This window comes from Chryseobacterium sp. GQ58 (assembly GCF_059758895.1).
In genome coordinates, this window is record NZ_JCAXEH010000008.1 from 50740 (window position 1) to 73919 (window position 23180).

The window sequence follows — 23180 nt, forward strand, 5'->3', positions numbered from 1 at the left end:
CATGTTTTTGACAGCGTTAAGCATGTTTTTTGACAGCGTTAAGCATCCTTTCTAAATCTTGTAAATCGTAGCGTTGATCTATAATCAAAGATATGGACTGAGTTTGCATTTTTTTTGATATTGCTGAATTTTCATTAAAAGAATCACCCGGCCAATGAATTGGTAAATATATTTTTTCTTCGAATAATTTTTTTCTTAAATGGATACCATCGGAAACCCAAATTGGAATGTGTTGAGGAGTTGAATCCTTAGAAATTTTTGGAAACACAAATTCAAAACCTAAACTTTTACCATATTCATAAACGAAGTTGGCATTCACTTTTCTTTTGCTTTGTATTTCTTCAAATTCAGTATTTAAATATAAGTATCTAGATAGTTTAGAAGCTTGTAATATTTCTTTTGTTTCTTGATCAATCAAATTTTCACCTTGACTGAATAACTCTAAATAAGTTGATTCATCTGCTTCTGCAAATTTCAAAAAAGCTGCTATATATTTGTCTTTATAAAATGAATTTATTGAAGTCTCCTTATACAAGTCATCAATAGCTATTGTTGTATTGACTAAAGCACCTTCCGGAATCGCAAAATGCTTTCTTAGGCTTGTAAATGAATAATCCCCCACCGAATTTTCAAAAGTCCAATAGGACATTACTTGATCACTAATGCAAATTACATCATTCCTTCTTTTTTTAACTTCAGTAATGATGGCATTGTCATTGACCATGCCAAAATAGCAAACAGTCAGCAATACTTCGTTTGAACCAATAAAATCCAAATATTCCATTGGAAATTCAAAATTTTCAGTGAGTTCATAGAATTTCAAATTAAATCCCGCCGACCTGCAGGCATCAACAACAGAGGAACAAATATAAAAAGGCAGGTGAATAATGCTGCTGCGAGAAGATTTCAAATGGTTCAATATTGCCAACAATGCAATTCTTCCGTTAGAATATAAGAAAGGAAGATGGTGATCTTCTAAATTCATTTCATTGAATACAATCGGATTAATCTCAAATTCTCCTCCTATTTTCTTCATGTAACTATTACTTTGTGGTCTTATACTAATTCATAAATTATAATTCGTTCAGATAATATTTGCTAATTCTAGCCTATCTCTTTCGCTGCATCTAAAACAACAAAACGAATGTCCTGAATATCCAACTATTGCTATGGAATGTTTATCTGGCACTGCTTGGAATGTTAACGATTCTTTCTTCTAAAAACTCAGCATTTTTCTGTGCATCACGCTGGCAATGTGCATACATTGGCAAACGATACATTAAATTCCAAATCGGGCGCGTCATTACACCTTGGTCGTTAGTATTTTTTAAAAATTCTTCTCTTTCAGCTTTGTTATTAAGCTCAACACACATCAACCAATAATTTGCTTTTGTGTCGGCAGTTTCTTGTCTAAATTTAATTCCAGATTCTTTGAAAAACTCCGCGTATTTATTCGCAAAAATTCTCTTATCGTCAAGAAAACCATTTAATGATTCCAATTGTGCGCAAGCTAGAGCTGCATTCAGATTGGGCATTCTAAAATTATAACCCATTTCATCATGGAAAAACTCGTAAGGATGCGGACGCTTTGCTGTAGTAGTTAGATATTTTGCCTGAGTTCCAAGTTCGATATTATTTGTAACGATAGCGCCACCACCACCGCTGGTTACCACTTTGTTACCATTAAATGAAAAGCCGCTGATTAATCCGATGGTTCCTGTATGTTTTCCTTTGTAAAAACTTCCTAAAGATTCTGCTGCATCTTCAACCAACGGAATTTGCCATTTGTTGCAAACCATTATTAATTCATCTAAATGAACCGGAAAACCGAATGTGTGCATTGGCATGCAGGCAGCGATTCTTCTTCCAGTAGATTTATTATAACAGCTGTTTTCACGAAGTTCACCGAATTCTTCTAAAAAATCTTCGAGTGCTTTAGGCGAAAGTCCCATTGTATCTAAATCTACATCTACAAAAACAGGGATTGCATTGTTATAAACAATTGCATTGGCTGTTGCAATAAAAGTAAGTGCTTGAGTGATGACTTCTTCGTCTTTTTTTACGCCTGCCAATCTCAACGCAACCTGCAAAGATGCTGTTCCATTGACTACAGCAATTGATTTTGATGCGCCAGTAATGTCCTGCATCATATTTTCAAACTGATCGACAAATGCACCCACCGAAGAAACGAATGTAGAGTCAATTGTTTCTGCTAAATATTTTTTTTCATTGCCTCTGAAACGCGGTTCGTGAAGCGGAATAAATTTATCTGTATTAAAATGATCTCTAACGAAAGAGACCATATTTTGAATATTCTCCATGGTTACATTTTAGAATCTAAATACTTACCCGTTTCTTTGTGTCCGAAATCTGGAATCATCGTAAAGAACAACTCTACAATTTCTTCTTTATTCCATTTTCGGGCAGTTTTTAATTCATTGATTTTAGTTTCAAATAAATTAAGCTTTTCTTCTTCGATATTTAGCTTATTTTTAATTACTCCTAGATTTTCGAAACGCTCCATATCCAAAGTTTCTTTATCGGTAAAGAATTCTTCAAAATCTTTTTCGCCTGTAGTATCGCTTGATGTAAACAAACAAGGCCATTTTCCTTCCTGCGGTAAAGTTTCAACCAATGTTCTTGCTTCTTCTTCATCTCTGCACAAATAAGGTTGATAGCCTATTTCTGCAAGATATTTTACAGCGATTTCAGCAAATGTAATTAAGTGTAAATTTTCGCTTAATTTTGGGAAGAATATATCTCTATTTTCACCGAAAATACAAGACATTAAACAAAGTTCTCCCGATTCTTTTGGAATAACAAAATAACGTTTGATATCGTTCGGTGCTACAATTGGTTGCTTTTTTTCAATTCTTTTATTAAACCCATGTAATAAAGACCCGTCTGAAAAAGCCACATTGGCAAAACGTGCTGTGGAAATTGTAATTTCTTTACTTTTTCTCATTAAAAACATTTCCATGATACGCTTAGAGGCTCCCATCATGTTAACAGGATTAGCCGCTTTATCAGTGGAAACACAGAAATACTTTTTAACTCCTTTGTCAATAGACTGTTGCAATGTTTTATCTGTATTGAAAACATTTACATCAATCATTCTCATCAAAGTGTAAGGATCTTTTTCACTTCTTACATGCTTCAAAGCGGAAAGATTTAATACATAATCATAATCTCCGTCTGCTTCCCAAAATGCATCGTATTCAATCGAACCAATATCTAAAGCAAAGGTTTGGAAATCACCATCAATGTATCCGAAAGAACTTCGGATGTCACGCACCAATTCTACCATGTTGTTTTCACTAATATCAACGACATGAAGCTTTTTTGGATTGCGCTTAAATATTTCTTTTGTGGTAGCAGAACCTATTGAACCAGCACCTCCAATAACCAAAAATTTAGAAGAAGATACAATTGATCTCAATTCAGATTCATAATTCTGTATATCATTAGAAAATAATTCTGTAGATCTTCCTATAAGACTAAGTATGTCCATTTCGTTTTATTTTACAATTCCACAAAAATCTAATACAACCTGATTCTCTCCAAAATTCAATTCTTTAAATTCATTATGAGCAACCAACAAAGCTACAATATCAGCCTTTTCAATAGCTTCTTTGTAATGAGTTACTTTAAAAATGTTGTGTTCCTGGATATTGGGTTCTACGATGAAATATTCTTCATCATTTGCTTCCTGCAAAACTCTTTGAACTATATATTTAGCAGGCGATTCTCGTAAATCGTCTATATTCGGTTTGAATGCAAGACCCATTAAGGCTATCTTTGGTTCTTTGTTATATTTAAGTTTGTATTCTTTTTTGGCTTCTTTGATTTTCTCTGCACACCAAAAAGATTTGTGGTTATTTACTTCTCTTGCAGTTCCTATAATTCTGGATTCTAATGGATATTCTGAAGTAATAAAATAAGGATCCACCGCAATACAATGCCCACCAACACCACATCCTGGCTGTAGAATATTTACTCTCGGATGTTTATTTGCTAAATGAATAAGTTCCCAAACATTGATTCCTGCTTTATCACAAATCAAAGACAGTTCATTAGCAAAAGCAATCTGTACATCGCGAGATGAGTTTTCAGTTAATTTACACATTTCGGCAGTTCTTGCGTTGGTTTTGTGTAATTCTCCTTTTACAAATTGTTTATAGAAATTGATTGCTTTTTCTGTAGAAGCTTCATTAACACCACCAATAACGCGGTCGTTATGAATCAATTCATACATTACATTTCCCGGTAAAACTCTTTCCGGACAATATGCTAAATAAATTTTTCCTTTTAATTCAGGTCTTTTCGTAAAAATTAAGTCCTGCATTTTTTCCGTAGTTCCTACCGGAGATGTAGATTCTATAATATACAGATCACCTTCTTTTAGTAATGGAATTATTCCTTCTGTTGCAGCCTGGACATAAGAAATATCCGGCTCATGATTTCCCTTAAATGGTGTTGGAACAACAACCAGATAAACTTCAGCTGTTACGGGTTTCGTATCGGCATTTAAAAAACCTTTTTTAACTGCATTTTCTACAGCTTCATCTAAATCAGGCTCTACAATATGAATTTTGCCCGCATTGATTGTGTCTACTACATGTTGAGAAATGTCAACTCCATGTACAGGAATACCATTATTCGCAATTAAAGCGGATGTTGGCAATCCGATATATCCTAAACCTATAGTTACTACTTTTGATTGCATACTTTTATTTAAATATTACTATTTTGTTTAATAAATTGTACGATACGCTGACATGCTTTTCCATCTCCATAAGGATTATGTAAGGCACTCATCGTTTGATAACGTTTTATATCTTTTAATAAATTGTTGGTTTCAGAAACAATTTTGTTTTTATCAGTTCCTACTAAAATTACAGTCCCTGCATCTACAGCCTCAGGACGTTCTGTAGTATCACGCATTACTAAAACGGGTTTTCCTAAGCTTGGAGCCTCTTCCTGCACACCACCAGAATCTGTAATAATAAGATAAGATTGGTTCATCAACCATACAAATGCCGGATAAGACAGAGGATCAATAAGTTGAATATTATCAATTCCTGAAAGAATATCATACACCGGCCCTTTTACATTTGGATTTAGATGAACAGGATAAATAATCTGAACATCAGCATTTTCTAAAGCAATCTGCTTTAGAGCTTCGCAAATATTAATAAAACCTTGCCCATGATTTTCACGTCGGTGCCCAGTAACAAGAATTATTTTTTTAGAAGAGTCAACTATTTTTTTAAGTTGTAAAATCTCTTCATTTTCAATATTTTTCACTTTTTCGGAGCTTTCAAAAAGCGCATCAATTACAGTGTTTCCTGTAACCAATATATTTTCATCCGAAACATTTTCGTTGCGTAAATTCTGTTTGGAAATATCTGTTGGAGCAAAATGGTAATCACAAATTCTTCCGGCTACTTGTCTATTGATTTCTTCCGGAAACGGAGATCGTTTGTTATGTGTTCTCAGTCCTGCTTCTACATGGCAAACTTTTGCACCTGAATAAAATGCGGCAATACTTGCAGCCATTGTCGTTGTTGTATCGCCATGTACATATACATAATCGGGCTGAAAATCTTCTAAAACACTTTTCATTTCCGTAATGATATCGGCAGTAAGTGTATATAGATTTTGATTGGGCTTCATTAAATTTAGATCGTAATCCGGCTTTACTTCAAAGAATTCCAGCACCTGGTCGAGCATTTCTCTATGTTGGGCCGTTACGCAAACTCTGGTTTCAAAAACATTATTATGCTTTAGAAATTCTTTAACCAAAGGGGCCATTTTTATAGCTTCCGGACGTGTTCCAAAAATTATTAAATTTTTTATTTTCATAAGCTTGATTCTTATCCCTTAGTTTAAAGTTTATACTTAATATGTGAAAAATTTATTCAGCTATAACCTTGAATTATAATAACTTAAAAATCCTTTGACATCATATATGACACCATTGCTATTTAGATATTTTGACCAGTCCATATTCAAAAACTCTTGATGTGCTACCGTTAAAATAATGGCATCAAACTGAGATTCTTCACCTTGTTCTAAGATGATTTTATCCAAATTTGAATGAAAGTTTATATTATATTCATGTTTAACTTCATCTTGATTTGCCCAAGAATCATAAGTAGTTACTTCCACGCCATATTCTTCTAAATTGGTAATGACATCTATTGCTTTCGAATTTCTTATGTCCGGACAGTTTTCCTTAAAAGTTATTCCTAAATTCAGCACTTTCGCACCTTTTACCTTAATATCATTTTTAATCATTAATTTAACGACTTGAGAAGCTACAAATGCTCCCATAGAATCGTTTAATCTTCGAGCTGCTAAAATCAATTCTGAATAATAACCAACCTCCTGAGCTTTTTGGGCAAGATAAAAAGGATCAACACCAATACAGTGTCCACCTACTAAACCTGGCTTAAACTTAAGAAAATTCCATTTTGTTCCGGCAGCTTCCAATACATCGTGTGTATCTATATTCATCAAAGAGAATATTTTTGCCAGTTCATTTATAAAAGCAATATTAATATCACGTTGAGAATTTTCAATTACTTTTGAGGCCTCGGCAACCTTGATAGTCGGAGCTAAATGCGTACCTGCAGTAATTACTGATCGATAAAGATCATCTACAACCTGACCTATTTCAGGAGTAGAACCAGAAGTCACTTTTAGGATCTTATCTACCGTATGTTCCTTATCACCAGGGTTAATACGTTCCGGAGAATAACCAACAAAAAAATCTACATTAAATTTTAATCCCGATACTTTTTCTAAGACAGGAACACATTCTTCCTCGGTAACTCCCGGATAAACCGTAGATTCATAAATGACAATGTCATTCTTTTTTAATACTTTCCCAACCGTCCCACTTGACTTGTATAAAGGTGTCAGATCCGGCCGGTTATGCTTATCAATTGGCGTAGGAACGGTAACTATATAAATGTTTGCTTCTTTAATATCTTCTAAATCTGTAGAACAATATAATCCACTTTCAGAATTATTTATTACCGGATTTTCATTTACGATAACTTTTTGCAGAATATCATTTTTAATTTCTAAAGTAGAATCTGTTCCGAGTCTTAATTCTTCAATTCTTTTGGTATTTATATCAAAGCCAACCACTGGATATTTTGTGGCAAATAATCTTGCTAATGGCAGACCTACATACCCTAATCCAATAATGGCAATTTTATGTTTTGTATTCATTTTATATTGATTACATCATTAAAATGATGTTTTTTGCTAATTAAATAACCTGTTCCACCAAGGTTTTTTATTATCAGCGTTGTATCCATATCCGTATTTGTATCCGTATCCATATCCGCTATGTTTTTTGTCTACATCATTCAAAATGAAACCTACGTTATTAATTTTCTTTTCACCAATTTGTCTGTTGGCAAATTCAATCAATTCTTTTTCGGTATATCCGGATCTTGTAACATACACGGTTAAATCTGCTACATCACTAATTAAGAATGAGTCTGTTACTAACATCAATGGTGCCGTATCCAATATGATGTAATCATACATTGGCTTTAAACTTTCTATCAATTCTTGGTATCTTCCATTAGATAAAAGCTCTGTTGGATTTGGGGTAATAGCACCGGAATAAATTACATCACAATAAGGATTAAAGGTCGTCTGATGGGTAATTTCCGAAATATCTACCTGATCGTCATACATATATTCTGATAGACCAATCAAACCTCTTCGGCCTTCATTATATCTTTGCAATTGTGGGTTTCGAATATCTGAACCTATAATAATCACTTTTTTGCGAGGAGTTGCCAAAGTCAGTGCTAAATTCACCGAGATAAATGTTTTACCTTCACCTTTTACTGTGGAGGTTACAAAAATCACATTTCCTTTTTTATTTTTAGGCAACATGAAATTGAGATTGGTAATCAAAATCCTGAAAGCTTCCGCCAACGGAGAAAGATCATTTAGCTGCACCAATTCTGGTTCGCCTTTTTCCAAACTAGGAATTTCCGCAATTACCGGTGCATCCTTGGATAATTTTTCAAGATCGTGTTTTGATTGTATTTTATTATTCAGCAATTCCATCAGATAAATAATTCCGAACGGAATCAATAAACCAATTAATAATGCTCCTAAATAAATGATTTGCTTTTTTGGAGAAACCGGTTCAGGTGCAGTCAAAGCATCATCTACAATTCTTGCCTTTGGCGCGGCTATCGCTAATGAAATAGCTGCCTCTTCTCTTTTTTGTAATAATAAAAGATAGAGTTGTTCTTTGATATTCTGTTGTCTTTCAATACTCCTAAACAATTTTTCCTGTACAGGTATTTTAGAAATCCTGCCTGACAACCTGTTTTGCTCACCAAGAATATTATTTTTGGATATCTGAAGTGCAGATCTGCTTTTTTGCAGACTCTGAACTACCGAACTCCGCATGCTGTTGATTTGGTTGGTAATATCTTTAACTACAGGATTCGCTGTTGTTGAATTTTCCAATAAACGGTTTCTCTCAATAACCAGTTGATTATACATCGCAATATCTGATGTAGTATTTCCATCCGAAAGACCTACATTTAAAGGCAAAACCTGATAAGTTCCTTGCTTGTTGATAGAACCTAATAAACTGTTGATCAACTCCAGCTGAGATTCATTTTCAATCTGCTTCTGATGAACATCTACCGCTGTCTGCAGAGACAATTCTGCTTCAGTCTGTATATCTGCTATATTATTTTTAACCTTAAAATCTTCTTTCTGAGATTCAACACGTCCCAATTCTTCGCCTATAATTCTGATTCTTCCATCGATAAAAGAGGCTGTTTTTTGAGATTCGGAATTTTTATCAAGATTTGCTTCACGGTTATAGTTTACTGCTAAACGGTTCAGTATGTCTTCAGCTTTTTCGGGAACCGGATAGTTCATGGAAATTTTCAGTACAGTTGCATCCTTTTCAACCAAACTCACATTGAGTATTTTCAAAAGGCTTCTTGCTCTATTCATCCCCGACATAAAATGCAGAATATATTTCCCTGAATTTTCTGGTTCAGTGACAAACTTTGGATTCTTTTGAAACATGATGATTCCAAAAGGCATCGCCACCGTCTTGTTGAATTCTGCTTCAATTGGCTTTTTTAAAGCTTCAGATTCTATGATTATACGGTTATTTTTTACTTTCGCAAAAAATTCTTTATTAGGATATTTGGCTTTAGCCTTTTCACTTATTACCCGAACGATAAATGGTGCACTATCTTTATATAATTCAGAATCTTTTACATTCCCTTGAGAATAAATATTGGTTTCTAATCCTAATTCTCTTACTACAGAAAGCATGAGTTTTTTTGATTTAAAAATCTCAATTTCATTATCTACAGAATTGGTACCCATCCCTCCAATACCACCTAGCTCTGAAAGCACAGACATCTCAGGTTGGGAAGATGATGATTTTTTAACCTCCTTAATCAATAATGTTGCTTCGGTATTATAAACAGGAATGCTATATCTTAGAAAAAACCAAGCTCCAATAACTGCAACGATTGCACCTACTACAAACCAATACCAACGGTAAATATAGGGTTTAATCAGTTCTCTAATATTTAAAGACTCTTCCTGATCCCAATCCTCTATTTGTTTATCCACTATAAAACTGTTATTAGTTATATTAATTTCTTGTCAGTGCTAAAATTCCAATAGCCAATGAAGCTACTACAGAAGCTATAGAAATATAAATCCCTGTATTAGGATCAATCCTTGATGCTTTTTCACGGTTAGCATTAGGCTGTACATATATGATGTCATTTTGCTTCAGATAGTAAAAAGGTGAATTAATAAATTGAGCACTTGTCAAATCTATCCTTTCTTTTGTGATCTGTCCATCAATATTTCTAATAACCAATACATTTTGTCTTACACCAAATACCGTAAGATCGCCTGCTAAACCTAATGCTTGCAGCAAGCTTGTATTACCATCCGGTATAACATACGTTCCTGGTTTTGTTACTTCTCCTAAAACAGAAACTTTAAAATTAGTTAGCTTAACCTCAACTACCGGACTTTTTACATATTCCGAAATAAGATTTGTTAATTTCACTTTTAACGTTTCGATATTTTCATCTGTAGTGCTTACCTGCCCAATTTGAGGAAAAGTAATATTTCCGTTTGTATCTACAAGATAAGTTGGGCCAGATATTGGCTGCTGCTGAGGCAAATTGTTAGAACTAGGTACAGAATACTGAGTAATTGTTGTGCTTGAAGAATAATTTTGATTGAACGGAGCAACAACATCCATATCTTTTGCCGTCACTGTAATAATCAGCCTATCGCCAGGCTGCAAAGTACTGCGGCTATTTTTAATAGAATTATCGAGGGCAATATTCTCAATATCCTGCATATAATTGATCTCTTGTCTTGGTGTACATGAAAATACTGCTAAACTTAAAGCACCATATATAAAATATTTTTTTACAATCATTCTTGAATTTTTTTTCACAAAATTAGGATTATTATTTTTTAAACAAAACTTGTTATATTATTATATGTTTAAATTGTTCCAATATATTAATACTCAGAGAGCTTTAATTATCTATAAAATTTTCCACCGTATTGATTTGTTCCTTATCCAAAATCTCGAACTCGGAATTATTACTGATGAATTCAGGAACAATAGTTTTTAATATTCTTACCACCTGCAGCTTATCTCGCTTTAACGCAGATACAATGATTTTCTTACTTAAGACTTCTATTTCATCAAAGCTAATTGTTGGATCTTTAGAGATCATAATTTTACTATGATGAGTAGGAATTGTTGTGGCATTATCACTTAAAAGTTCTTCATAAAGCTTTTCACCGGGTCTCAATCCGATATACTCTATTTTTATATCTACTTCAGGGGTATAGCCTGATAGTTTTATCATTCTTCTTGCCAGATCCACTATTTTTACGGGTTCACCCATATCAAAAACATATATTTCCCCTCCATCTCCCATCGTTCCGGCTTGTAACACAAGTTCACACGCTTCAGGAATGGTCATAAAATAACGTATAATATCAGGATGCGTAATGGTAACAGGGCCTCCTTTTTCAATCTGCCTTCTGAAATGCGGAATAACAGAACCATTGGAACCCAATACATTACCAAAACGTGTTGTGATATATTTAGTAATGTTACCTTCTGAATTTTGCAACGACTGTACGAATAATTCAGCTGCTCTTTTTGACGCACCCATTACATTTGTTGGATTCACAGCTTTATCTGTAGAAACCATCACAAAACGGTTAACTTTATATTTCTTTGAAAGCAACGCAACGTTTTTAGTTCCTAAAATATTAACAAAGATTGCTTCATGCGGATTTTCTTCTATTAAAGGTACATGCTTGTAAGCTGCAGCATGATAAACCATTGAAAAAGAATAAGTTTCGAATAAATTTTCAAGTCTGTATATATTAGAAATATCCCCCAATACAAATTTAAATTTCTGATCAGGAAACTTTTCCATCAATTCCAATTCTAATTCATATAATGGAGATTCAGCCTGATCAAGAACAACAATCAACGATGGATTGAACTGTGCAACCTGTCTCACAATCTCGCTCCCGATAGAGCCAGCACCTCCGGTTACTAAAATATTTTTTTCAAAATGTCTTTTTTTAACCTCTTCATTTTCAATTTTAATAGGTCTTCTATTCAGCAAATCTTCAATCTGAAGATGACGGATCGCCCCAAGCAAATCAGAATCTCTCATTTTGCTTACAGTTGGCGCTTTCAAAACTTTCAAACCACTATCTAATGCCAAGGTCATCCATTCTTCAAGCTCATGTTTTGTCATGATTTCTTTGATAATTAAAACAGCATCAAACTTTTTTATCAGCTCTTCATTCTTAAAAAATTGTTCGCTATTATAAATCTTATGACCTAACAATATGGCCTTATTAGAATCTGATCTTTTGGTAAGAAAACCCTCCAAACGATACGGATAGCTTGGGTTGTGCATAATCGCTCTTGCTAGTGAGACAGAAACATCTCCCACACCTACAACAGCTACTTTTGTTTTATTTGTTGATCCTTTTATATCAATCAATGCATTAAAAAACTGCTTGATAACCATTCTAAAAAAGAACATCAGAGAAACAGATATAAAGAAATACAGAAACAGATTTGGATATAAATACAATGATTTTCCAAATATAAATTCTGTAAAATAATTTACTAATAAAAGCGTAATAAGAGTACTTCCCGAAGACAAAATGATTTTGAAAAAATCAAAAAAAGTGGAATGTCGGATAATTCCCGCATAGGTTTTGAATATGTACATGAAACCTATATTGACTGCAATCAGCAAAAGTCTTTTTTCTGTCCTATATTCCGGAAAATTTACTTTCACATGAAGTTTATCCAGGAAAAAATAAGAAACTAATATGGAAATTAAAATGATGATAATATCAAAAACTATAACCGTCCAACGAGGTATATATCTTAATTCTGTGATTTTTACAATATTATCTCCATTGTAAATTGCAGCAAAAGCATCATTCAGCTTTTTCATTCAGCATCGGTCTTTTTTTGTTAGATGTGGCAAAGATAATCATATTATTTATTTTAAAATGACCATTAAATATATTTTATGTTTTAAAAAAATAAAAATATTTATTGTTAATGCTATTAATAGATATCAAAAATTCATCATATTAATCCAAATAATAAAATGAATTTTAGTTTAATACAAAAACAAAGCCAATTAAATAAAATCAAGATTATTTGTAATTTAAATAACCTTAACTAAACTTAACATTTAAAAAGAATTTGGACCCCTCAAAATGAATAAGTTGTTAATTATTTTATATTTTTTTTAAATAAAAAACTCTCTAATCTAAATCAGAGAGTTACCTAAACTATTTTGCTGCTATTTTTTCTTTCTTATAAATTATCAAACTTATCGCAGCAATCAGAAGCAGGGGAACATACTCGTCAATTGGCGCTGGTTCCGGATCACCTGGGTTTCCGGGAAAATTATTTTCTTCCTCTGTTTGTTCTGTCGATTCGTAAACGAAAGAATTATCCGATTCCTGAGCAAAGCTAAATGCCGAAAAAGCAATTGAACCTATTATTACTATTTTTTTCATCGTGTTTTATTTAATTATTTTCTTTGTGTATTCTTTTCCTTTTGAAACTGCTTTTAAGATATATAATCCTTTTGCTTTCAATTTTATTCTGATCAGTTTTGAATTGGCGTTGATCTGCTCAACTTTTCTTCCCGCCGCATCAAATATTTCTACTTTTTCTATGTTTTTATCATTTCTTACAAAGAAATCTTCGCCGTCTCTGTAAACTTCAAATCCGTCTTTCGCGGCTTCATTTGTAGATAATACATTTAATTGGTAAACAATCTCGAATCTGTCCGAAAACTCTCCAGTATTTGCTGTAAATGAATAGCCTTGATTCTGAAGATTGGTATAGGTTCCCAAAATTTTATCGTGAAGATAAATTGCCTGTCCGCTATCGAAAAGACCTTCTTTCTGAACTAATGAAATCACGAAATTTCCGTTTTCAAAATGCCTGGTTCCAACCGGAACGACATCATTGAGATCAAAAGCTCCTTTTCCCTGAATAATTAATTTCTCAGCATCTGCAATTGTATAAAAAGCATCAGAACCTGTAGCGAATGCTTTAGAATCATATTTATCATAAGAATCTGAAGCAGCATTCAAATAAGCGACCGCAAAAGTATTGCTGGTGTTATAAGAAGAATTTAATCTTAACCAGAATTTACCTTCAACAGATGAAACATTTTTATTAAAGAATGATCCTGCGGTTGCGGTTCTCATTTCGTTAGTAAAAGTTAATGAAGTGTCTGTGGCTGTTAAAGATTGAACAATAAATCCTTGTCCGATGTTGGCGATATTACCCGAAGGCACAGTCGAAATATTGGGCGCAGGCACCCAAGTCTGGGTTGAAGGGTTGTAAGTTGCATAGCCAATATTCGTTGTGGTTGATCCGTTTTGAGTCGTTACCGAATTGCTTGTATTATCCCAAAAGTAGAATGTATTTGAAATTCTGGCAGCATTTACATTGTAAAATGTGTCTAAATTCAAATTTGAAGGATAAGGATTACCAATTAAATTATATCCGTTACCAGCCGTTGACAAAGTGAAAGTCTGGGTTCCGGTATTCGGAGTTCCGGTAAATATTAAGGAGGCATTGGCTACAGGAGTTTTAATGGAATATCCTTTTCCAAAGATTGAAATTGTAGAAGCCGCGTTTACAAAATAATCTGTCGCCGTATTGTATTCTGTAATGAAAGCAGGTGTATTTCCTGTTCCGTAGATCGAATTTAAATCTTGTGATGCAACCGGAGAAGACCAAAATGCGTATTTATCCAAAGCACTTGTTCCATTCTTCAATACAGAAAAAGTACCGCTGTAATTTAATACAGAACCATCTTTTTGAATAAAGTTTCCGCCGTTTTCTATAGTAATATCTGATGCATTTATTGTATTTCCGGATGTAATTTCTAAGATTCCTCCGCTTTTAATTGTTACTTTTTTAGCTGTAAAAGCAGGAAGTGATGCCGTTGAATATAATCCTGTAAAAGTTACATCTTTAGCGTCTGGAGAACCATTGGACCAGGTTGAGCCATTCCAGATTGTAGTTTCAATTTTTTTATAAAGTGAAAGCTCGGGTAATTGGCTTGATGTTGCATATGCTTTAAAACCAGGAGTTCCTAAACTAGCATTGTATTTTAAAATTCGTGATGGATCATCTACATTTACTGCTGAATAATAACCCGCTGTTTCATAAGTAATATTCCATCTTTGCTGATCTGTCGAAGCCGCTGTTACCGTTGATAAATTGGTACTGCTTCCTGTATATCCTAAAAATCTGGAGTCACCGGAATTCTGAATAGTAAATGTTCCATTATTATTTACAAGATTCCATACATTATTTACAGGAGGATTAATTATTTCATTATTTATGGCATTTAAATTAGCAGTTGCCAAAGTACCGCTGTTTACTGTATTTATAGCCATTACCTGATTATTCCTGTCAGCAAGTATATAATAGCCATCGGTCAAATCTACAGCAGAATTTATTTTTTCAAATCTTCCTGCTCCATTGTATGGATCTGCGGTTACCGTCAAAACAATTTGTTGATTCAATGCATTCCAATTGCTATTCCCTACCTGTTCTGCTGTAATATTAGTAGATCCCATTCCTACAATCGTAACCGTATTTCCGGAAACTGTTGCAACACTTGTATTTGAGCTTGAATAAGTAACCGGTAAATTAGCATTTTCTGTATTTAAAGGAAAATTAAAAGCTGGACTGCTTATATATTTTGTCTGATTCGTAAAACCTGCAATCGTTTGAGTTCCTTTTCCAATAGTGAAAGAAAGACTTTCAGCTTGTGAAGTCCCGACGGAGTTTGTAGCCGTAACATCTGTTGTAAAATTTCCTGCGGAAACAGGAGTGCCGCTAATTTCGCCTGAAGTTGTATTCAATGTCAATCCATTTGGCAGGCTAGAACCGTTTGCCAATGCATAAGATGTAGGATTTTCTGAAGCGACAATCTGTTGAGAAAAAGCCAGGCCTACGTTTCCTGTAAAAGATGAAGCCGTTACTGTAGGAGTATTGTTTTGAGTATTGGGTACAGTTACCGTAAAGTTATCTACATAAATGGTTGATGAAGTTCTATAAATCTGAATTTTATTAACCGTTAAACTATTAATATTTATTATTCTGCTGCCTTGAGTTTGATTTATTGTAAAAGGAGAACCCGGAGCAGGCAACCAAGTCTGGCCATTATCTTCAGAAATATTAACTTGATAACCACCCGAAGAAGTAGAAGCTACAACATCAAAAGAAACCATAGCAACACCTCCGACTAAATTGGGAGTAATTATTTGAGAACCTGTACCGCTTCTTAATTGAGCCGATTTTGATCCATTAGTAACTCCAACTGTACCGCTAATTACATTCGCCACTTCCCAATTACCACTTCCTAAATTAACTGTTGTTAAATTCACATTGTAAGAAGAAGGAAGACCATTTTCAAAACTTTCTGTTATTTGCCCAAATCCTAAAACTGAGAAAAAAGTCATTAAAAATGCAGGTAACATTTTTAATAGATTGCATAATTTTAAATCCATATATAGTTTTTGTTTTAGCTAACAAAACTATAAATTTTTCTTTAAAATAGTATTAATTAATAATAAAATTAACTTAATCATTAATTATGCTTAAAATAACATCATACTCAAAACCTCTACTTAAAAGGTATTTAATTGTTTTAGACTTTTTTTGATACATCTGTAAACCTTTGAGTTTTGAAGAATAACTTTCGTAGATTTTCCGAATTGTTTTTATATAATCTTCATCTTCAATCTCATCAAAACTTTTATTAATCAGCTTTTCTGTAATGCCTTTTTGTTTTAAATGCATTTTAATCTTATTCTTTCCCCAGCTTTTAATATAAAATTTACCTCGAATGTAGCTTCGGGTAAATCTTTCTTCGTTTAGATAATTTTCTTTTAATAAATATAAAATGATTTCTTCTTTCGCTTCAGGAATTAAAACAAATTCTCTCATCTTCTGCTCGACTTCCGCATGACAGCGATCCTGATAAACACAATAGTTGACCAGTTTTTGCTTTAGTTCTTCAAAAGTGAAAAGTTTTTTGTCGTCTGACATTTTTGAGTTTTAAATTTGAGTTTCAATATAGCTTTAAAGAAATATTTCATTTCCATAAAATTTCTCAATAAAAAAGACGCAAAATACTTTGCGCCTTTATCATTATTGCTTTTTCAGTTTAATAATTGAATAAGGCTTTACCTTCCATCAATTCATTTACTTTTTTCCTTACAGAAGTAAGAACTTCTTCATTCTTAATATTATCAACAACTTCAGAAATCAATTCTGAAATAGTTTCCATATCATTTTCTTTCAGACCTCTTGTGGTAATCGCTGCTGTTCCCAATCTGATTCCGGAAGTTGTGAATGGCGATTTATCATCAAAAGGAACCATATTTTTATTACAAGTAATGTCTGCTTTTACAAGTGCTTTTTCAGTTTCTTTACCGTTTACTCCTTTATTTCTAAGGTCTACAAGCATCAAATGATTGTCTGTTCCGCCACTCACAATGTCAAAACCTTTGCTCATCATAGATTTTGCCAAAGCCTGAGCGTTGGATTTAACTTGTTTTGCATAAGTCAAAAATTGATTATCAATCGCCTCCGCGAAAGCAATCGCTTTACCGGCAATAATGTGTTCCAGCGGACCGCCCTGAATTCCCGGGAAAACAGCTCCGTCGAGAACCTGGCTCATCTGCTTGATTTCTCCTTTTGGAGTTTTGTGGCCATACGTATTTTCAAAATCTTTCCCCATCATGATCATTCCGCCTCTTGGTCCTCTTAAAGTTTTATGGGTCGTAGTCGTTACAACATGACAGTGTTCAAACGGAGAATTTAATAATCCTTTAGCCACCAAACCGGCAGGATGAGCAATATCTGCCCAAAGTGTAGCTCCGATCTCATCTGCAACTTCTCTGAATTTTGCATAATCCAAATCTCTTGAATACGCCGAAAAACCAGCAATAAGCATTTTTGGTTTTTCTCTCAAAGCAACTTCTCGCATCTGATCATAATCGATCAAACCTGTTTCCTGCTGAACTCCGTAAGAAACTACATTGTATTGAATTCCTGAAAAATTAACTGCAGAACCGTGAGTCAAATGACCTCCCATTGAAAGATCCATTCCCATGATTTTGTCACCCGGTTTCAAAACTGCCAAATAAATCGCAGCATTTGCCTGCGAACCCGAATGCGGCTGAACATTTACATAATCTACTCCGAAAAGCTCTTTAGCTCTGTTGATCGCCAAAGTTTCAACCTCATCTACAACTTCACATCCTCCGTAATATCTTTTTCCGGGATATCCTTCTGCATATTTGTTGGTAAGAACGCTTCCCATCGCTTTCATTACATTTTCAGAAACAAAGTTTTCCGAAGCAATAAGCTCTAATCCGTGGGATTGTCTTTGTCTTTCTTTTTCAATAAGGTCGAAAATAATGTCCATTTATTTTTAGATTTTTTAGATTTTCCACCCCAAATGTAAGGAATTCCACCTACATTTCAATAGGCTTCAATTATAAATTGATGAAAATTTCTTTAATAATTTTACGCAAAAATCGGCTATTTATCTTTAAATAATTGAATCGTATAATCCAATAAATCTTGCCCGCCGGTTTTTCCGTGTCCCGGAATAATTACTTTAGCATCCGGATACGTTTTTTTTATTTTTTCAACCGTTTCAGACCAAACCTGAACATTTGCGTCTTCCAGATTGCCTTCTGAAGCTCCGATTTCTTTAATCAGACAACCTCCAAACATAGCATTTTCACTTGGAAAGTAGCCAACAATATTATCTTTCGTATGTCCTTCGCCAAAAAAATTGGCGTAAACTTTTTGCTTACCGACATTCAAAGTTAAGCTGTTATCAAAGCCGTGATTAGGAATATTAAAGCCTTTTTCTTTTGCAAATGCAATCGTTTTATTATTCGAATAAGAAGGAATCTTATTTTTTTCAAACTCTTTCAAACCGCCAACACAATCCTCATGAAAGTGAGTCGGAATGACTGCATTGATTTTAGAATGCAAATTATTTTTAATCCAGGAAATCAATTCGGCAGAACTTTTGTCATCAACAGGTGTATCGAAAATCACGGTTTCATTTCCGTCTTTTACAATCATTCCGTTGCAATCAACTTTTCCGTACGTTTCGGAATTGAAATATGAAATATGCTGATAAACATTTTCTGACAATTGCTTAATAATTAAATCATTCGATTTGTAAAGGACTTTTGGCTCCTGAAAAGTTTCTTTAGAATTGCAGCTAAAGATGATTGTCATTAAAAATAAAAACAGGATTTTGAAAATTGGCTTCATAAAATAATTCTTTTCTGAATAACGAAAATATAGAATTAATCATCATAAATAAATATTATTGGAAGTTAATTAAGTGTTAAACCTTAAAAAGCAACTATTCATTTCACGATTTTTTAAACCAAAAAACCAAAAAAAATTCCGGGACTCAGATAAAATTTATCGATTTAGTTTATTATTTTTTAGTTGCTGTATTCATCAATTCAAAGCACAAATTGTCAATGTTCCTCATTTTTGGATTAAAGGCTGAAACATTTGATAAAATGATGACGCCATTCTTGTTTTCAGCGCTGAATGCCAAAGACGAAGAATATCCGCCCGTTCCTCCGTTATGCCAAAAAAATTCGCTGTTATTTTCATTTTTCAAAATGTGCCATCCTAATCCGATTTTCATTTTATCATTAATCGTAAAAGTTGGTTTTCTCGTTAAGGAAAGCTCCCTATTTCTAATATTAAATTGAGCTTCAACAAATTTTGCCAAATCTTCCGTTGTGGACAAAATTCCGCCACCTCCAAATAAGACGTCAAAATCCCAGTTTGAAACTTTTTCACCATTTGCGTTTAATCCGTTTACAAGTTTATCTTTTAGATTTTCAGAACTTGTGTAAGAATTGTTCATTTTATATTTGTCGAATATTCTTTTTTGTAATAATTGCTGAAATGTAGTTTTTTGACTTAATCCTAACGTATATCCTAATAATCCCGCACCTAAATTTGAATATGAATATTTTGTCAAAGGATCGCTTTCTAATTTTAAGTTATTTTTAAGATAATTTTCAATTTCTTTTTTCCCATAATTCTTGTACGGATTGATTTCGTTGGACAAATCCAGATTATCAGGAAGACGTGGTAAACCTGAAGTATGATTTGCTAAACTCTGAAAACTCAGTTTGACATTTCCTTTGAAAGAAAAAGAATAATATGAATTGACACTATCGTTTAAATCAATCTTCTTATCCTCAACTAAGGAAGCCAAAACAGTTGAAGTAAAAGCTTTTGTAATCGAACCTATTTCAAAAACCTTATTTTGATTCCTAATACTTTTTATTGTATCATTTTGTTTAATAATTCCGTAGAAATGAGTTTCCCCATTTTCAATAAATGCAATTGAAATCTGAGTGTCATTTGGAAAGTTCTTCGTATTTGAAAATATAGCTTCATTTATATTTTTTGGAAAATGATGTAAAGCATTTGCGATTTTATTATCTGTTTCAGCGTTATTTTCGTCCGACTCTACATAAGGTTTTACAAAAAGTCCGTTGATTTTATTCTGATTATCCAAAGAAATATTCACCGACAAAACTGCTCTTTCAAATTTGGTTTTGTAGACCGCATATGTTTTCTGATAATTGATAAATTCTTTACTTTCAATTTTACCAACCTGAAGTTTTAAACCCGTGAAAAATTCTTTTTCTTTTTCCAGAGGCAGAGCTTTCTTCATTTCAGGCGAAAACATATTATAAATCTCTTCGTATTTTCCCGAATTATAATTATTCTGAAAAAGATCAACCGTAGATTTATAATTATTAGCTTGACCAAAAATCACACTCATCATTACACTGAAAAGTAAAAAAGAAAGAATCCTCTTCATAACTATTAATCAGATATTTTAACGTTATTATTTTTTCGCTTTCTCTTTCAGTTCTTCTTTGTCTTTATCCGAAGGATTCCAAACTTTAACTTCTGAGTTTTTATCAATTCCTGAAAGAATCTGTACATTGATTCCGTCACTTGCTCCTAATTTCACATAAGTTTTTTTAAATTTTCCGTCAGGTTGTTTTACCTCAACAAATGGCCTGTCTTTACCGTTCTTTTTTTCATATTGAATCAAAGACTCATCCAACAATAATGCATTTTTCTGTGAGCTTAAAACAATCTCTCCGTTTGCGGAAAATCCTGCTCTGATGTATTCATTATTCGGATTGTGAACATCGCCTTCAACCGGGAATTTTATAGTTCCGTTGTTGTCTTTTCCTTTTGGAGCGATCATCGTCAGTTTCCCCGGGAAAGATTTGTTTTGCAAAGCACCGATCACAATATTCATGTCCATACCTTGTTTCAGCTTTCCGGCCTGAGCTTCATCAATTTCACCCTGAAAAATAAGTGAATTTAAATCTGCAATAGAACAAATTGTAGTTCCGGCATTGAAAGAGTTGGCCTCAATCACCTGACTTCCGACTTTTACGGGAACTTCAAGCACCGTTCCGGAAGCTTTTGAACGAATCTGAGTTGTTGCCAAACCTTGTAATTCGGGAATTGCACCTGTTTTTACGATCTGTAGTCTTTTTTGGGCGGTCTGAAGCTGCTGATTGGCATTTTTCAGATTTTGCTGTTGCGCATACAATTGCTGCTGAGAATTTAAAAATTCCTGTCTGGAAATTACACCCTGATTGTATAATTTTTGTTGCATCGCAAACTGCTTCTGCATATTATCAACATTCATTCTTGCATTACTTATCTGAAGTTGAGAATTTAATACTTCCTGCTGCGCATTGTTTACTTCTGCAATATTCGGGATGATTTTTACCGTTGCTATCAATTGTCCGGCTTCAACTCTGTCTCCTTCATCCACCAAGATTTTATCGATAATACCTGCAATATTTGGTTTAATCTCAATTTCTTCTTTAGGAATGATTTTCCCTGTTGCCATCACCTTATCATCCATATTCTGAACGGTTGGTTTTCTTGTAAGGAAAGCTTCACTTTCTTTAGAATTTGATTTTACAAGATAACTGATCCCCGAAAATAATGCGGCAGCCAATAAAAGCCCTAAAAATATGTAAATGGCCTTTTTCCAGGTAAACTTCTTTTTCATATGTATAGTTTATTTTTTTATTTTAAATTAAAATTGATTCACTTTCAATTACTTATTCGCTTCTCAATGCTTCAATCGGCCGTATTTTTACTGCTCTTTGAGCTGGAATCATTCCGATAATTAGTCCTAAAATCACCATTACCGACATCGCTGCGAAAACATTTACGTAATTGACGGTTGGATTGTAAAATGGAAATTCATCCTGATTTTGTGTAAGCATATTAAAAATCATTAGCACAAAAATTCCGAAAATAAAACCAAACAATCCGGAACTGAGCGTAATGACAACACTTTCGAGCAGAATCTGATTTCTCACTTCCGAAGGTTTTGCTCCTAAAGCTCTTCTGATACCTATTTCTTTGGTTCTTTCCTTTACTGTAATTAATAATATATTCGAAATTGCAATCACTCCCGCAAGAATGGTTAAAGTTCCTACAATAATCGTCAGAAGCTGCATTCCTGTTAAAAAGCCGGTCAGTTTTTTAAATTCTTTTCCTAAATTAAAACTTCCAAAAGCATTGGTATCTTCAGGAGAAACCTGATTTTTTGCCTTCAGCTCGGTTTTTACTCTTTCTTCAACGGTATTTACTTCGGCATTGGGCTTGCTCACGATCGCAAACATATCGATTTCATCGCCGGCATTATACATTTTGGTGTAGGTGGAAAGCGGAATAAAAACCGTTCGGTCGTTTTCAAAACCGCCTCCTTTTTTCACTCTGAAAACACCGATCACGTTGAAGAAAATTCCTTTAATATTAATTGATTTCCCCAAAGGGTTTTCTTTCTTTTTTGAATCGAAAAAGTTGTTGTAAACTTCTTCTCCAATCACCACTACATTTTTGTTTCCTGAAACATCCGCATCGTTGATATATCGTCCGAAAATCAGTTTTTTCTCCGAAATCTTATTGCCGATCGGATAATCTCCTGTTAATGAATAAGTTGCGCTTTTGCCATTTCTGGACATTGTTTCTCCAGGCGTTCCTGCAAAACTTCCCCTTGCATTTTGAGGTGAAACATAATCTATATCCGAAATTTTTCTTTTCAACATATCAATGTCCGACAATCGAAGATTGACGTCTCTTCCTTTTGGGAAACCTTCATAAGGAATCGATGTATTTTGCGCCCAAAGAAATATAGAATTGGTCGCAAAACCCGAAAACAGTTTATCAAAACCGTTTTCCATACCTTTTGCGGAACCCAGCAATACAACGTACAAAAACATACCCCAACCCACACCAATCATGGTAAGGAATGTGCGGAGCTTATTATTTCGTAATGAATAATAAATTTCCTGCCAGGTATCTTTTTTAAATATAATGTTCATTTCCTAAATTGTCATTTTTTTACTTTATAAAAGTCAATTTGCTTCACAGTGAATTTTGCTTCACAAGTCAATTTTTAATCTTTATTTTTATTTCCTTT

17 protein-coding genes are annotated in these 23180 nt (G+C 33.6%); all 17 read right to left on the reverse strand.

The window, feature by feature from the left end:
* Positions 1-16: 16 nt before the first annotated feature.
* Entirely contained in the window at positions 17-1036 is a 1020-nt protein-coding gene (locus AC6CHK_RS15360; RefSeq protein WP_498097620.1) for a hypothetical protein, read from the reverse strand.
* A 142-nt stretch (positions 1037-1178) separates the two neighbouring features.
* A complete protein-coding gene (locus tag AC6CHK_RS15365) occupies positions 1179-2321 on the reverse strand; it encodes a LegC family aminotransferase (protein ID WP_498097622.1) in 1143 nt (380 codons plus the stop codon).
* A 2-nt stretch (positions 2322-2323) separates the two neighbouring features.
* Positions 2324-3511 (reverse strand): UDP-N-acetylglucosamine 4,6-dehydratase, encoded by a 1188-nt coding sequence (locus tag AC6CHK_RS15370; RefSeq protein ID WP_498097624.1) that lies wholly within the window; start codon positions 3509-3511, stop codon positions 2324-2326.
* A 6-nt stretch (positions 3512-3517) separates the two neighbouring features.
* Complete coding sequence (wecC, locus tag AC6CHK_RS15375) at positions 3518-4726, reverse strand: UDP-N-acetyl-D-mannosamine dehydrogenase (protein WP_498097626.1); 1209 nt, start codon at positions 4724-4726, stop codon at positions 3518-3520.
* A gap of 8 nt (positions 4727-4734) precedes the next feature.
* Positions 4735-5865, reverse strand: coding sequence for a non-hydrolyzing UDP-N-acetylglucosamine 2-epimerase (gene wecB, locus AC6CHK_RS15380; RefSeq protein WP_498097628.1), 1131 nt, complete (start codon positions 5863-5865; stop codon positions 4735-4737).
* A 60-nt stretch (positions 5866-5925) separates the two neighbouring features.
* A complete protein-coding gene (locus tag AC6CHK_RS15385; protein WP_498097630.1) occupies positions 5926-7242 on the reverse strand; it encodes a nucleotide sugar dehydrogenase in 1317 nt (438 codons plus the stop codon).
* Positions 7243-7278: 36 nt separating this feature from the next.
* Complete coding sequence (locus tag AC6CHK_RS15390; protein WP_498097632.1) at positions 7279-9648, reverse strand: GumC family protein; 2370 nt, start codon at positions 9646-9648, stop codon at positions 7279-7281.
* A 22-nt stretch (positions 9649-9670) separates the two neighbouring features.
* Positions 9671-10480, reverse strand: a complete 810-nt coding sequence (locus AC6CHK_RS15395; protein WP_498097634.1) for a polysaccharide biosynthesis/export family protein — start codon at positions 10478-10480, stop codon at positions 9671-9673.
* 103 nt (positions 10481-10583) lie between these two features.
* On the reverse strand, positions 10584-12551 hold the full coding sequence (locus tag AC6CHK_RS15400) for an SDR family NAD(P)-dependent oxidoreductase (RefSeq protein ID WP_498097636.1): 1968 nt from the start codon (positions 12549-12551) through the stop codon (positions 10584-10586).
* A gap of 346 nt (positions 12552-12897) precedes the next feature.
* Positions 12898-13128, reverse strand: a complete 231-nt coding sequence (locus AC6CHK_RS15405) for a hypothetical protein (RefSeq protein ID WP_498097638.1) — start codon at positions 13126-13128, stop codon at positions 12898-12900.
* Positions 13129-13134: 6 nt separating this feature from the next.
* A complete protein-coding gene (locus tag AC6CHK_RS15410) occupies positions 13135-16152 on the reverse strand; it encodes a DUF8693 domain-containing protein (RefSeq protein ID WP_498097640.1) in 3018 nt (1005 codons plus the stop codon).
* A 73-nt stretch (positions 16153-16225) separates the two neighbouring features.
* Positions 16226-16693 (reverse strand): regulatory protein RecX, encoded by a 468-nt coding sequence (locus AC6CHK_RS15415; protein ID WP_498097642.1) that lies wholly within the window; start codon positions 16691-16693, stop codon positions 16226-16228.
* Between the two features lie 118 nt (positions 16694-16811).
* Positions 16812-18077 (reverse strand): serine hydroxymethyltransferase, encoded by a 1266-nt coding sequence (gene glyA, locus AC6CHK_RS15420; RefSeq protein ID WP_498097644.1) that lies wholly within the window; start codon positions 18075-18077, stop codon positions 16812-16814.
* A gap of 116 nt (positions 18078-18193) precedes the next feature.
* A complete protein-coding gene (bla, locus tag AC6CHK_RS15425; RefSeq protein WP_498097646.1) occupies positions 18194-18946 on the reverse strand; it encodes a subclass B1 metallo-beta-lactamase in 753 nt (250 codons plus the stop codon).
* A 172-nt stretch (positions 18947-19118) separates the two neighbouring features.
* Positions 19119-20534: a serine hydrolase domain-containing protein gene (locus AC6CHK_RS15430; protein WP_498097648.1), complete on the reverse strand. Its 1416-nt coding sequence runs from the start codon at positions 20532-20534 to the stop codon at positions 19119-19121.
* 27 nt (positions 20535-20561) lie between these two features.
* A complete protein-coding gene (locus AC6CHK_RS15435) occupies positions 20562-21758 on the reverse strand; it encodes an efflux RND transporter periplasmic adaptor subunit (RefSeq protein ID WP_498097650.1) in 1197 nt (398 codons plus the stop codon).
* A gap of 52 nt (positions 21759-21810) precedes the next feature.
* A complete protein-coding gene (locus AC6CHK_RS15440) occupies positions 21811-23082 on the reverse strand; it encodes an ABC transporter permease (RefSeq protein WP_498097652.1) in 1272 nt (423 codons plus the stop codon).
* Between the last annotated feature and the right edge of the window lie 98 nt (positions 23083-23180).